At 66.7% G+C, this 12,395-nt stretch carries 14 protein-coding genes; 9 read left to right on the forward strand and 5 right to left on the reverse strand.

Annotation, left to right across the window (positions count from 1 at the left end):
- Positions 1-280 (reverse strand): GTP-binding protein (locus N7333_RS17180; RefSeq protein ID WP_279859138.1); only part of this gene is annotated, 280 nt, incomplete at its 3' end.
- Positions 281-375: 95 nt separating this feature from the next.
- Between N7333_RS17180 and N7333_RS17185 the strand changes: the two genes are divergently transcribed.
- A complete protein-coding gene (locus N7333_RS17185; RefSeq protein WP_003241258.1) occupies positions 376-726 on the forward strand; it encodes a hypothetical protein in 351 nt (116 codons plus the stop codon).
- 204 nt (positions 727-930) lie between these two features.
- On the opposite strand, the gene N7333_RS17190 is transcribed toward N7333_RS17185, so the two are convergent.
- From N7333_RS17190 to dksA, 3 genes are read right to left on the reverse strand one after another with little or no spacing between them, the layout of a single operon-like run.
- Positions 931-1,575, reverse strand: coding sequence for a DUF1826 domain-containing protein (locus tag N7333_RS17190; protein ID WP_129483706.1), 645 nt, complete (start codon positions 1,573-1,575; stop codon positions 931-933).
- Entirely contained in the window at positions 1,575-2,780 is a 1,206-nt protein-coding gene (gene zigA / locus N7333_RS17195; protein WP_003241261.1) for a zinc metallochaperone GTPase ZigA, read from the reverse strand. The genes N7333_RS17190 and zigA overlap by 1 nt, the downstream gene beginning before the upstream one ends.
- A gap of 15 nt (positions 2,781-2,795) precedes the next feature.
- Positions 2,796-3,218: an RNA polymerase-binding protein DksA gene (dksA, locus tag N7333_RS17200; RefSeq protein ID WP_012020266.1), complete on the reverse strand. Its 423-nt coding sequence runs from the start codon at positions 3,216-3,218 to the stop codon at positions 2,796-2,798.
- Positions 3,219-3,289: 71 nt separating this feature from the next.
- On the opposite strand from dksA, the gene folE2 reads away from it, so the two are divergent.
- The 8 genes from folE2 to N7333_RS17240 all read left to right on the forward strand — a co-directional run bounded on the left by folE2 (position 3,290) and on the right by N7333_RS17240 (position 11,245).
- On the forward strand, positions 3,290-4,180 hold the full coding sequence (gene folE2, locus N7333_RS17205; protein WP_012020267.1) for a GTP cyclohydrolase FolE2: 891 nt from the start codon (positions 3,290-3,292) through the stop codon (positions 4,178-4,180).
- Positions 4,181-4,183: 3 nt separating this feature from the next.
- Positions 4,184-4,603 (forward strand): phosphoribosyl-AMP cyclohydrolase, encoded by a 420-nt coding sequence (hisI, locus tag N7333_RS17210; protein ID WP_129483707.1) that lies wholly within the window; start codon positions 4,184-4,186, stop codon positions 4,601-4,603.
- The gene (gene yidD / locus N7333_RS17215; RefSeq protein ID WP_129483708.1) at positions 4,600-4,845 is read left to right on the forward strand and encodes a membrane protein insertion efficiency factor YidD; all 246 of its coding nucleotides are present in this window, start codon (positions 4,600-4,602) and stop codon (positions 4,843-4,845) included. The genes hisI and yidD overlap by 4 nt, the downstream gene beginning before the upstream one ends.
- A complete protein-coding gene (locus tag N7333_RS17220; protein WP_279859143.1) occupies positions 4,838-6,178 on the forward strand; it encodes a dihydroorotase in 1,341 nt (446 codons plus the stop codon). Before yidD ends, N7333_RS17220 begins: the two co-directional genes overlap by 8 nt.
- Before the next feature lie 87 nt (positions 6,179-6,265).
- Complete coding sequence (gene thrS / locus N7333_RS17225) at positions 6,266-8,188, forward strand: threonine--tRNA ligase (protein ID WP_129483710.1); 1,923 nt, start codon at positions 6,266-6,268, stop codon at positions 8,186-8,188.
- 161 nt (positions 8,189-8,349) lie between these two features.
- Positions 8,350-10,269 (forward strand): DUF294 nucleotidyltransferase-like domain-containing protein, encoded by a 1,920-nt coding sequence (locus N7333_RS17230; RefSeq protein WP_279859145.1) that lies wholly within the window; start codon positions 8,350-8,352, stop codon positions 10,267-10,269.
- On the forward strand, positions 10,266-10,973 hold the full coding sequence (locus tag N7333_RS17235; protein WP_279859147.1) for a 3'-5' exonuclease: 708 nt from the start codon (positions 10,266-10,268) through the stop codon (positions 10,971-10,973). Before N7333_RS17230 ends, N7333_RS17235 begins: the two co-directional genes overlap by 4 nt.
- A gap of 32 nt (positions 10,974-11,005) precedes the next feature.
- Positions 11,006-11,245: a hypothetical protein gene (locus N7333_RS17240; RefSeq protein WP_012020274.1), complete on the forward strand. Its 240-nt coding sequence runs from the start codon at positions 11,006-11,008 to the stop codon at positions 11,243-11,245.
- Between the two features lie 133 nt (positions 11,246-11,378).
- On the opposite strand, the gene N7333_RS17245 is transcribed toward N7333_RS17240, so the two are convergent.
- On the reverse strand, positions 11,379-12,281 hold the full coding sequence (locus N7333_RS17245) for a LysR family transcriptional regulator (protein ID WP_003241276.1): 903 nt from the start codon (positions 12,279-12,281) through the stop codon (positions 11,379-11,381).
- Positions 12,282-12,395: the final 114 nt, after the last annotated feature.

Raw genomic sequence — 12,395 nt, forward strand, 5'->3', positions numbered from 1 at the left:
GCAGGCGGTCCGGTCGCGCCTGACGCAGCAGGCGGCCGAGACCGACCTGAAACGGCGCGCCATTGACGCAGCACACACAGCCGCCAGCCACCTCGGCCAGGGCAATACCGTCCTCGCCGCGCTCCAGCAGCGCGGCATCCAGGCCGATCTGGCCGAACTCGTTGATCAGTACCGCCCAGCGTTCGGCCGCCGGCTTCTGCGCCAACAGGTGGCGGATCAAGCTGGTCTTGCCCGCGCCCAGAGGGCCGGCAATCAGGTGGGTGGGGATTTGGCTGAGCATGGGCCTATGGTCGATGGTTTGCGCTGCAAGTGCCAGCACAGACTATGCCGCGACAGCGTGCTAGATTCGCCGGCAGTTTTTCTGGAGCCGATACGATGCGTGCGTGGTTTTTGCTGTTCTCTCTGTTACCCGGCCTGGCGCTGGCCGAGGCCTGCGTGGTGCACAGCCAGGGCGAGCGCCTGGACGTGCAGATCTGCCAGGAGAATCGCAACATCCCCGATACGCTGTTTCGCGAGGGCTTCTGCCAGCCGCAGCTGCAGGGCCAGACGGTGGAAGTCGAGTTCGTCGAGCAGTGCCCGAAAGGCGCCTATGGTGTGTGCCAGGGCGCACGCGCCGGCAGCGGCCTGTATCTGCAGGATATCCACTACTACGGCGTGGCCAGCGACGCGCTGTACCTGGAGCCGGCCTGCAAGACGCAGTATCAGGGCCAGTGGATCAAACCCTGACATCAAAGCGTCACCCAAAAAGCGCCTAATGACTGCGGGTACCTCACGTAACCCTCATGTCGAGTCACGCGTCGACATGATCTCTTGGTGCTTAAGGCTGGGGCAGTCGCTCCGGCCTATTTTTTTGATTTCCGCGTTGGGTCCGCCAAATACCGCGGTATACGCGGTGCGCACGGCGCACCCCACGGCAGCCGACAGTTTCGTTCAGGCCAGCCAATCCAGGGTCAGCAGCAAACGCCGCTGGCCGGCCGGCGGCTGCGGTGAACGGTGGATCAGTCCGCGGCCTTCGTTACCCTGCCACTTCTCGCCCTTGGCCAGGGCGACATGGCCGGCGTCCAAACGTTGGATCAACGCCTCGTCCGTAGGCTCTGCCTCCGGCTGACCGAGCCTGTTGCGCGGCATCGCGCCCTCTTCCAGCCACTCGCTGCCGACCCCGGCATAGCTGGTGATCAGCCGCAGCGGCACATGGTCGACGTGAAAGCGCGGGCACATGGCCTTGTCCAGCGCGCGCAGGCGCAGACCGATGCGCTCGGCATCGAGCAGGCAGGCGTAGGCGCGCACCAGCCAGGCCACGTCGGCGAGAAAGGCGGCCTGGCCCGGCAGGTCGGCATACTGCGCGACCAGGCCGGTCAGGTTCGGCTCGCTGTCGGCACGCGGCAGCTCCAGGGTCATGGAGTGCGCCAGGGGCTCGCCCTGGGCCAGCAGCGCGTCGGCGAAGTCGGCGATCTGCGCCGGCAGGCGGCGCTGCCAGACGGCCAGGTTGACGCCGTCACGCAGCACCTCGCCAAGCACCTGAATATCCTCGCCCAGCACCTGCCGGGAGAGCTTCGGCAACTGCAGGGCGAACATCAGGCTGCCTCCTGCTGCCAGGCGCCGAACGGGTCGGGCAGCAGACTCCACGCCTCCGGGCCGCCGGCCATTTCCTCATCGGTGAGCAGGCAGGCATCCAGCTCGTCGCTCAGGCGGGCAAAGTCGATGTTCTGGCCGATGAACACCAGTTCCTGGCGGCAGTCACCGACCTCGGCACTCCAGTGCTTCATGATCGCCTGCAGACCTTCCTCGTCCTGCGGCCAGTGCTGCTTGGCCACGAAACGCCACCAGCGCCCGGCCAGACCGTGGCGCATCAGGCCGCCGGCCTGCGACCAGCTGCCGGCTTCCTGATACTTGCTGGCCAGCCAGAAGAACCCCTTGGAGCGCAGCAGGCGTCCATTGGTCCACTCACGGGCGATGAAGTCGTAGAAACGCTGTGGATGGAACGGGCGGCGCGCGCGGTAGGCGCTGGAGGCGATGCCGTATTCCTCGGTTTCCGGCACGTGCTCGCCGCGCAGCTCCTTGAGCCAGCCCGGCGCCTGCGAGGCGCGGTCGAAGTCGAAGCGGCCGGTGTCGAGGATCTGGTCCAGGGCGATCTGGCCCATGCTCATGGCCTGGATGTCGGCGTGGGTGTTGAGGCCACGGAGGATGGCCATCAGCTCTTCGCGCTCGGCCTGGCTGATCAGGTCGATCTTGCTGATGAGGATGACGTCGGCGAACTCCACCTGTTCGATCAGCAGATCGGTGATCGAGCGCTCGTCCTCCTCGCCCAGGGTTTCGCCACGGCTGGCCAGGCTGTCGGCGGCGTGGAAGTCGCGCAGGAAGTTCACCCCGTCGACCACCGTGACCATGGTGTCCAGCCGCGCCAGGTCGGACAGGCTGCGCCCCTGCTCGTCGCGGAAGGTGAAGGTCTCGGCCACCGGCAGCGGCTCGCTGATGCCGGTGGACTCGATCAGCAGGTAGTCGAAGCGGCCGTCGCGGGCCAGGCGGCTGACCTCCTCGAGCAAGTCCTCGCGCAGGGTGCAGCAGATGCAGCCGTTGCTCATCTCCACAAGCTTCTCTTCGGCGCGGTTGAGGCTGACGTCCTGCTGGACGGTGGCGCCGTCGATATTGATTTCGCTCATGTCGTTGACGATCACCGCGACCTTGCGGCCTTCGCGGTTCTTCAGCACGTGGTTGAGCAGGGTGCTCTTGCCGGCACCGAGAAAGCCGGACAGCACGGTAACGGGTAGACGCTGATTCATGGGGGTGTTCCTCGTTCAGTCACGGTCACGCTGATGTTTTTCGCGCTGCTCCTGACGCTCCTTGGCTTCGATGCACAGGGTCGCGGTGGGACGCAGCAGCAGGCGTTTCAGGCCGATGGGTTCGCCGGTCTCGGCGCACCAGCCGTATTCGCCACGCGCCAGGCGTTCGAGCGCCTGGTCGATCTTGTCCAGCAGCTTCTTCTCCCGCTCCAGCAGGCGCAGCTGCCACTGACGCTGCTCCTCGGCGGCGCCGATGTCGGCAACGTCGCTGCTGATCTCAGGCTGGCGCAGCTCGGTGAATTCGTCGTCGATGCGCGCCTGCAACTCGGCACGCTGAGCCAGCAGCAATTCGCGGAAGAACCGCTGCTGGGCATCGTTCATGTAGTCGTCGGCTGGCTGGGCCAGCAGTTCGGCTTCGGTAGGCACGGTCAGGGTCATGGCAAATCGGCTGGCTTGTTTCAATTGTTATAACATAACATTTATTTCTGACAGCAACCCACGGATTTGCGATGAACGAACAGCTTCTGCCGGATATTGCCGCCCAAGCCACCCACCACGACCTGCCGTTGCACTGGGTCGGCATGGCCGGCATCGCCCTGCCCATCCAGCTGGCGGGCCAGGCGCTGAATGCCAGCGTGGACATCGGTGTCAGCCTCGATGATGCCGGTGCGCGCGGCATCCACATGTCGCGCCTGTACTTGGCTCTGCAGGGCCTGGCGGGCAAACCGCTGACCCTGGCTGCGCTGCAGCATCTGCTGGACGACTGCCTGAGCAGCCACCACGAGCTGTCCGACAGCGCCTCGCTGACGGTGCGCGGCGCGCTGCCGCTGCAGCGCCCGGCACTGGTCAGCCAGCTGAGCGGCTGGAAGCACTACCCCTTCGAGATTCACGCCCGCCAGGATGGCCGCGGCCTGCACATGGAACTGCAGGTCGAACTGGACTACTCCTCGACCTGCCCCTGCTCGGCAGCCCTGGCCCGCCAGCTGATCCAGCAGCGCTTCGCCGAAAGTTTCGCGCAGCAGCCACTGAACTACCTGGATGTGCTCGACTGGCTCGGCTCGACCCAGGGCATAGTCGCCACGCCGCACAGCCAGCGCAGCACGGCCACGCTGCAACTGCGCCTGGCTGCCGACTGCATCGACCTGCCCCTGCTGGCGCTGCTCGAGGCCGCCGAACGCGCGCTCGGCACGCCGGTGCAAACCGCGGTGAAGCGCGCTGACGAGCAGGCCTTCGCCCTGGCCAACGGGCAGAACCTGATGTTCTGCGAAGACGCCGCCCGCCGCCTGCACCGGGCACTGCGCCAGCTGCCACAGGCCAGCGCCTTCCGCGTGCGGGTGGTGCACGCGGAAAGCCTGCACGCCCACGACGCGGTGGCGGAAAGCCGCTGGAACTGGAGCTGAGCCATGAGCGCCAGTGCTCTCTGGTTGCAGCTGGAATCGGCAGACGCCGACCACTCCGTGGCGCTCGGCCCAGCTCTGGAGGCCATTGCCTGGAACGAGGCCGGACTGATCCCGGTGATTGCCCAGCGTTACGACAGCGGCGAGGTGCTGATGCTGGCCTGGATGAATCGCAGCGCGCTGGAAGAAACCCTGCACAGCGGCCAGGTCTGCTACTGGTCACGCTCGCGCCAGCAGCTGTGGCGCAAGGGCGAGACCAGCGGGCACCGCCAGCGCCTGCTCAGCGCCCATCTCGATTGCGATGGCGACGCTCTGTTGCTCAGGGTCGAGCAGCAGGGCCCGGCGTGCCACACCGGGCGGCCCAGCTGTTTCTACAACGAGCTGGACGAAGAGCGCCTGCGCGTGGCCGTGAGCCGACCGACATGAGACGCCTGGCCATCACCCTGGTGCGCCTCTACCAGTACCTGATCAGCCCCCTGCTCGGGCCACGCTGCCGCTTTCACCCGAGCTGCTCGCACTACGCCATCGAGGCACTGGAAAAACATGGCCTGCTGCGCGGCCTGTGGCTGAGCCTGCGCCGCCTGCTGCGCTGTCATCCCTGGCATCCGGGCGGCTACGACCCGGTGCCACCCGCCCCTCACCGCTCCCAGGAACATCGCCATGACTGACCTGCTGATTCGCAATGCCCGCCTGGTTAACGAAGGCCGGGAGTTCGAGGCCGATATCCGGGTGCACAATGGCCGTATCGAAAAGATCGCCAGCAGCATCGACGGCCTCAACGCCAGCCTGGAGATCGACGCCGCCGGCCAATACCTGCTGCCCGGGATGATCGACGACCAGGTGCACTTCCGCGACCCCGGCGCGCCACACAAGGGCAGCTTCGCCAGCGAGTCGCGGGCGGCAGTGGCTGGCGGCATCACCAGCGTGATGGACATGCCCAACACCAACCCGCCGACCCTGACCCTGGAAGCGCTAGTGGCCAAAGAGCAACGCGCCGCCGCTTGCTCGCGGGTCAACTACGGCTTTCACTTCGGCGTCAGCCACGACAACCTCGACACCGTCGCCGCACTCGACCCCAGCCGCGTTGCAGCGGTGAAGGTGTTCATGGGCGCCAGCACCGGCAATATGCTGGTCGACGACCTGGCGGCGCTGGAGCGGCTGTTCCGCGATTGCCCGACGGTGCTGCTGACACATTGCGAGCACACCCCGCGCATCCGCGAGCGTGAGGCGCAGTGGCGGGCGCGCTTCGGCGACGATATTCCCGCCAGCGAGCACCCTGCGATCCGCGACGCCGAGGCCTGTTACCAGTCCTCCAGTCTGGCGGTGAGCCTGGCGCAGCGTTATGGCACACGCCTGCACGTGCTGCATCTGACCACCGCGCGCGAACTGAGCCTGTTCCAGCGAGGCCCGCTGGCCGGTAAACAAATCACCGCCGAGGTCTGCGCCCATCACCTGTACTTCGATGACCGCGACTACGCCGCGCTCGGCCACCTGATCAAATGCAACCCGGCGATCAAGAGCCAGGCCGACCGCCACGCCCTGCGTCAGGCCCTGCTGTGCGGACGGCTGGACATCATCGGCACCGACCACGCGCCGCATACCCTGGAAGAAAAGCAGCGTCCCTATCTGCAAGCCCCATCCGGCCTGCCGCTGGTGCAGCACGCCCTGCCATCGTTGCTGGAGCTGGTGGCCGACGACCTGTTGCCACTGCCCCTGCTGGCGGAAAAGACCAGCCACGCCGTGGCCGAGCGCTTCGCCATCGAGCAGCGCGGCTACCTGCGCGAAGGCTACTGGGCCGACCTGACCCTGGTCGAACGCCTGACCGAACCACGCCCGGTGGCAGCCGACCCGATCCTCGCCCACTGCAGCTGGACGCCGTTCCAGGGCCGCGCCTTCCGCCACGCAGTACGCAGCACTATCGTCTCCGGCCAACTGGCCTGGCACGCCGGCCAGGTGCAGGACGATTGCCAAGGCTTGCCGCTGCGCTACCGATGCGAATAACAACCGTAGCGACGCAGATACCGGGTTATCCGGGCACCGCGCGCCCCACAGACTTCATCCTCAACCGCCCCTGATCCGAGAACCCCTATGCCCAATATCACCCTGCCCGACGGCAGTCAGCGTCACTATGCCCGGCCTCCGAGCGTGGCCGAGGTGGCCGCCGACATCGGCCCCGGCCTGGCCAAGGCCGCCCTGGCCGGCCGCCTGGATGGCCGCCTGGTGGACACCAGCGCGCTGATCGAAAACGACGCCCAGCTCAGCCTGATCACCGCCCGCGATCCGGAGGGTCTGGAACTGCTGCGCCACTCCTGCGCGCACCTGCTGGCCATGGCGGTCAAGCAGCTGTACCCGAGCGCCCAGGTGACCATTGGCCCGGTGATCGAAGACGGCTTCTATTACGACTTTGCCTTCGAGCGCCCCTTCACCCCCGACGACCTCGAACGCATCGAGGCGCGCATGCGCGAGCTGGCCGCTGCCGATCTGCCGGTCAACCGCCGCGAGTTACCGCGCGACGCCGCCATCGCCCATTTCGCGGCGCAGGGCGAGCACTACAAGGCCGAGCTGATCCGCGACATTGCCGAGGGCGAAGTGCTGTCGCTCTATCGCCAGGGTGACTTCGAAGACCTCTGCCGCGGCCCGCACATTCCGCGCACCGGCCATCTGCAGGCCTTCAAGCTGACCAAGGTGGCCGGTGCCTACTGGCGTGGCGATGCCAAGAACGCCGCGCTGCAGCGCATCTACGGCACCTGCTGGGCCACGCCGAAGGAACTCAAGGCCCATCTCACCCGCCTGGAGGAAGCGGGCAAACGCGATCACCGCAAGCTCGGCGCCCAGCTCGACCTGTTCCACTTCGACGACTGCGCCCCCGGCTCGGTGTTCTGGCACCCCAAGGGCTGGACGCTGTTCCAGCAGCTGATCGGCTACATGCGCCAGCAGCAGGACGCCGCCGGCTACGTCGAGGTCAACACCCCGGACGTGATGGACCGCAGCCTGTGGGAAACCTCCGGGCACTGGTTCAACTACCGCGACGCCATGTTCACCACTACCACTGAGGACGAACGCGTGTTTGCCCTCAAGCCGATGAACTGCCCCGGCGCCGTGGCGTTGTATGCCCGTGGCCTGAAAAGCTACCGCGACCTGCCGCTGCGCATGGCCGAGTTCGGCAAGGTGCACCGCTACGAACCCTCCGGTGCACTGCACGGCCTGCTGCGCGTGCGCCACTTCACCCAGGACGACGCGCATATCTTCTGCACCGCCGCACAGATGGAGCAGGAATGCGCCGACACCATCGCCCTGGTGTTCGCCATCTACCGCGACTTCGGCTTCAACGAGGTGGCGGTGAAACTCTCCACCCGCCCGGCCAACCGCATCGGCAGCGACGCCACCTGGGACCAGCTCGAAGGCGCACTGTCCGGCGCGCTGCAACGGATGAACATCGACTATCAGCTCAACCCGGGCGAAGGCGCCTTCTACGGGCCCAAGCTGGAGTTCGTCCTGCGTGACGCCATCGGCCGCGACTGGCAGTGCGGCACCTTGCAGGTTGACCTCAACCTGCCGGAGCGCTTCGATATCAGCTACGTCAACGAACAGGGCGAGCGCGAGCGCCCGGTGATGCTGCACCGCGCCCTGTTCGGCTCGCTGGAGCGCTTCACCGGCATCCTCATCGAGCACTACAGCGGCCTGTTCCCGCTGTGGCTCGCGCCGCAGCAGGCCGCCGTGCTGACCATCAGCGAAGGGCAAAACGACTACGCCCGCCAGGTGCTGGCCCGCCTCAAGCGCGCCGGCCTGCGTGCCACTGTCGACCTGCGCAACGAGAAGATCGGCTACAAGATCCGCGAAGCCACGCTGCAGAAGGTGCCCTACCTGCTGGTGATCGGCGAGCAGGAAAAAGCCGAAGGCCGCGTCACCCTGCGCAGCCGCGCCGGCGACAATCTCGGCAGTCTGCTCCTGGATGAACTGGTCGCACGCCTTAGCCTGGAAGCCCGCATGCCCGGCCTCGACGACACCTGAGCCAGGACGCTGCCGCCTGCGCAGTGGCCCCTGGGTTGCCCTTGCGCAGGCTGATGTACGGCCACCGGCGTTCGACAGCCCATTGCCTCGCCGCGACATGCGGGGGGACATGCCTCGGGCATGCCCGTATCCTGTAGTGCCAGCCAGTCAGCGAGGCCCACATGCAGATCGAGCTGATCGAGATCCGCGACCACCTGAATCGCTTCGCCCCCTTCGACACGCTGCCGGAGCAGACTCTCGACGAGATCGCCCGTCAGGTGCAAGTGGGCTACTTCAAGGCAGGTAGCGAAATCCTCGCCGTCGGTGCGCCGATCCACGAGTTGCACTACGTGCGCAGCGGCGCGGTGGAGATCCATCGGCGTGGCGGCGAGCTGCACAACCGCCTGGCCGAGGGCGACATCTTCGGCCAGGCCGGCCTGCTGCGCGGCAACAAGGTGCGCCTGGGCGCCACGGCGCTGGAAGACTGCCTGATCTACTTCATCCCCGGCGCGCTGTTCCACCAGCTCTGCGAGCAGTTCGACAACTTCGCCGACTTCGTCGAGGCCGAAGGTCAGTCGCGGCTGAAATCCGCCCTGGAAGACAGCCACGGCAAGGCCAGCGAGCTGATGAAGATCAAGGTACGCAAGCTGATCTCGCGCGGCGCGGTGAGCGTGCCGCTGGATACGCCGATCCAGCAGGTGGCACAGGTGATGACCGAACACGGCGTGTCCTCGGTGATCGTCGTCGACCCCGGCACGCGCTGGCCCGACCCGCAGCAGGTGGACGTGGCCGAGCAGCAGAATCAGGTGATGGCCGGCATCCTCACCGACCGCGACCTGCGTACCCGCGTGGTCGCCGCCGGCCTGCCCAGCAGCACCCCGGTGAGCAAGGTAATGACGCCCAACCCCGTCACCCTGCAGGCCGACGACTCGGTGTTCGAGGCCATGCTGTGCATGCTGCGCAACAACATCCACCATCTGCCGATCCTCCATCGGCGGCGCCCGGTGGGGGTGGTGGCGCTGGCCGACATCGTCCGCTACGAGTCGCGCAGCAGCCTGTATCTGGTCAACGGCATCTTCAACAAGACGTCGGTGGAAGGGCTCAAGAGCCTGCTGCCGGACCTGCGCGCCACCTTCGTGCGCATGGTCGCCGACGACGCCAGCGCACACATGGTCGGCAGCGCCATGAGCGGTATCGGCCGCGCCTTCAGCCAGCGCCTGCTGGAGCTGGCCGAACAGAAACTCGGCCCGCCGCCGGTGCCCTACTGCTTCATGGTCGCCGGCTCCATGGCCCGCGACGAACAGTTGCTGCTCACCGACCAGGACAACGCCCTGGTGCTCGACGACCGCTTCGATGCCGACGAGCACGACGCCTACTTCGCCGAACTGGCGCAGTTCGTCAGCGACGGCCTGGCCGCCTGCGGTTACAGCTACTGCAAGGGCGGCATCATGGCCACCAACCCCAGGTGGCGGCAGCCGCTGAAGGTGTGGCGGCAGTACTTCAGCGAGTGGATCGAGCGGCCCAACCCGGAAACCCTGCTCAACGCCAGCATCTTCTTCGACCTCGACGGCCTCTACGGCGAAACCGAGCTGGTGGAGAACCTCAAGGACCTGCTGGCACAGAAGGCCAGCGCCAGCCCCGCCTTCCTCGCCGCGCTGGCGCGCAATGCCCTCAACCGCACGCCGCCGCTGGGCTTCTTCCGCACCTTCGTGATGGAAACCGACGGCCGCCAGAAGAACATCATCAATCTCAAGGGGCGCGGTACCGCGCCGCTTACCGACCTGATCCGCGTGCATGCCCTGGCCTGCGGCTCCAAGGCGCAGAATTCGCTGGATCGCCTCGACGCCATCGCCGCCACCAAGCTGCTGCCCAGGGAAGCGCTGGAGCACCTGCGCTATGCCTTCGAATTCCTCAGCCTGGTGCGCGTGCGCCACCAGGCCCGCGAAGTCGAGGCCGGCAACGCGCCGAGCAACTACATCGAGCCGGAACAGTTCAGCGCCAGCGAACGCCAGCACCTCAAGGAAGCCTTCCAGGTGATCAGCAACGCGCAGAAGTTCCTGCGCTTTCGCTACCCGGCCCAGCCGGCGAGCCGCCCGCAATGAGCGAGCACGCGGCCCAGGACTGGCCGCAACTCTTCGCCAGCCTCGCCGAAAGCAGCCGCGATCCACGCCTGCGCGCCTACTACGGCGCCGGCTGCGTCGCCGCCGATACGCCCCTGGCCGAGGTGCCGCTGGTGGCGCTGGACGTGGAAACCACCGGGCTCGACCCGCGTGAGCACGCCATCGTCAGCCTCGGCCTGGTGCCGCTCAACCTGCAACGCATCCGCTGCAGCGAGGCGCGCTACTGGGTGGTCAAACCCGCTGGCGAACTGAGCGCCGAATCGGTGACCTTCCACCACATCACCCACAGCGATATCCGCCACGCCCCGCGCCTGGCCAGCGTACTGGACGAACTGCTCGAAGCACTGGCCGGCAAGGTGGTGGTGGCGCACTACCGCCACATCGAACACAGCTTCCTCGACCAGGCCCTGCGCCGGCACCTGGGCGAAGGACTGATCTTCCCCATCATCGATACCATGGAGCTGGAAGCCCGCCTGCATCCCAAACGCAGGGTCAACTGGTGGAATCGTCTGCGCGGCCGCCGCCCGCTCTCCATCCGCCTGGCCGACAGCCGCCTGCGCTACGGCCTGCCGCTATACTCGGCGCACCATGCGCTGACCGATGCCCTGGCCTGTGGCGAGCTGCTGCAGGCGCAAGTGGCGAAGCACTACCCAGCGCATACGCCGGTCGGGGCGCTCTGGAGCTGAGTCCCCGCCCACCCTGGAGGAGCGAATTTGCCATGCGCGGCTTGCTGTTGTTGCTGCTGTTCACCATCCCGCCTGTCATTGCCCTGTCACTGGAAGCTTCCAACACGGTGACCCTGATAGCGGCCGCTCCGTTGCTGGTGACGTCGTTCGTGCAGCGCATGGGCAGACCGCAGCAGCTGAGCCCCATGGCGATAGGCGTCATGGGTGTACTGGTGGTGGCCTGTGCCCTGGTGTTTCTGCTGCTGTGGTATGTGCTGGTGCCACGCAGCTAGTGGCCGCCATACGGGCGGCGGTGAACCCTCGCGCCCGCCGCAGTCACCGGCAGGGTGAATCCCAGGGTTTGGTGCAGCAACAAGCCGGCAAAGCCTTTTCTCCCGCTGCTGCTTCGCGAATCCATGCGCTCGGCTAACCCAGCACCCTGTCAGCCGTATACACCGCCTCGTCGAGAAACACGTTCACCGCCGGGTGATCGCGCTCGCCCTTGCGGTAGGCGAGGAACACGCCGCGCTGGATATCGGGTAGCAGCGGCACGGCGGTGACGCCAGGCAGCGGGCGCACCAGGCGCAGGCCGGAGACGATGGAGATGGAATTGCCCGAGGCGACCATGGCCGCGACCATCTCGAAGCCCGCGCAGTGGGCGTTGATGCGCGGCGCAAAGCCCGAGCGGCGGCACAGGTTGGTGATGAATTCGCCAAACGAGCTGCCGGTGGAATCCAGCGCCCAGGCTTCGTCGCGCAGGTCGCCGATGGTCAGGCTGTCGCGCCGGGCCAGGGCATGGTCGATGGGCAGCAGCACATGTAGCAGGTCCTGGGTCAGGGGAATCAGCGCGTAGTGCTCGCGGTTCTCGTCCGGGGTCACGGCCAGGTCGTCGATCACCGCCACGTCGATCTGCCAGGAGCCCAGGGCGCTGAGGCTTTCCTGCGGCTCAAGGTCCAGCACCACCACGTTCAGCCGCGGGTAGGCGCTGCGCAATGCGCGCACGGTTTCCGCGATCACCGCCACGGCAATCGACGGAAAGGCCGCCACGCGCAGTTCGCCGGCGATTTCCCCGCGCAACTGCGCCAGCTCGGAGCGCGCCTCGTCGAGCACCATGAGGATGCGCTCGGCATGCGCCACCAGGCGTTCACCGGCCGGCGTCAGTACCACACCGCGACCACGCCGTTCGATCAGCGCCATGTCGGCCTCGCGCTCGAGCTGGGCGACCTGCTGCGAGACGGCCGAGGGCGTCAGGTGCAACGACTCGGCGGCGGCCGCCATGGTGCGGCAGCGAGCCAGTTCGCGCAGGGTGCGCAGGCGGGTGATGTCCATGGCGCGATCTAAATAGTTAAGGGTCGCTAACGAATACATTAAAAATAAATCAGTATACATAATGATATGGCCGTTCTTAGATAGGGATATCCGCACGCGCGTAACCGGGCGCGT

It is taken from the genome of Pseudomonas sp. GD04158, from assembly GCF_029834875.1.
Taxonomy (GTDB): Bacteria; Pseudomonadota; Gammaproteobacteria; order Pseudomonadales; family Pseudomonadaceae; genus Aquipseudomonas; species Aquipseudomonas hydrolytica.

What these genes read in the sequence shown, in the direction of transcription:
- zigA (WP_003241261.1), bottom strand. Translation starts at nt 2,780, where the DNA reads ATGAATCAGCGTCTACCCGTTACCGTGCTGTCCGGCTTTCTCGGTGCC.
- dksA (WP_012020266.1), bottom strand. Translation starts at nt 3,218, where the DNA reads ATGACCCTGACCGTGCCTACCGAAGCCGAACTGCTGGCCCAGCCAGCC.
- N7333_RS17240 (WP_012020274.1), top strand. Translation starts at nt 11,006, where the DNA reads ATGCGCGGCTTGCTGTTGTTGCTGCTGTTCACCATCCCGCCTGTCATT.
- N7333_RS17185 (WP_003241258.1), top strand. Translation starts at nt 376, where the DNA reads ATGCGTGCGTGGTTTTTGCTGTTCTCTCTGTTACCCGGCCTGGCGCTG.
- yidD (WP_129483708.1), top strand. Translation starts at nt 4,600, where the DNA reads ATGAGACGCCTGGCCATCACCCTGGTGCGCCTCTACCAGTACCTGATC.
- N7333_RS17245 (WP_003241276.1), bottom strand. Translation starts at nt 12,281, where the DNA reads ATGGACATCACCCGCCTGCGCACCCTGCGCGAACTGGCTCGCTGCCGC.
- hisI (WP_129483707.1), top strand. Translation starts at nt 4,184, where the DNA reads ATGAGCGCCAGTGCTCTCTGGTTGCAGCTGGAATCGGCAGACGCCGAC.
- N7333_RS17235 (WP_279859147.1), top strand. Translation starts at nt 10,266, where the DNA reads ATGAGCGAGCACGCGGCCCAGGACTGGCCGCAACTCTTCGCCAGCCTC.
- N7333_RS17190 (WP_129483706.1), bottom strand. Translation starts at nt 1,575, where the DNA reads ATGTTCGCCCTGCAGTTGCCGAAGCTCTCCCGGCAGGTGCTGGGCGAG.
- folE2 (WP_012020267.1), top strand. Translation starts at nt 3,290, where the DNA reads ATGAACGAACAGCTTCTGCCGGATATTGCCGCCCAAGCCACCCACCAC.
- N7333_RS17230 (WP_279859145.1), top strand. Translation starts at nt 8,350, where the DNA reads ATGCAGATCGAGCTGATCGAGATCCGCGACCACCTGAATCGCTTCGCC.
- N7333_RS17220 (WP_279859143.1), top strand. Translation starts at nt 4,838, where the DNA reads ATGACTGACCTGCTGATTCGCAATGCCCGCCTGGTTAACGAAGGCCGG.
- thrS (WP_129483710.1), top strand. Translation starts at nt 6,266, where the DNA reads ATGCCCAATATCACCCTGCCCGACGGCAGTCAGCGTCACTATGCCCGG.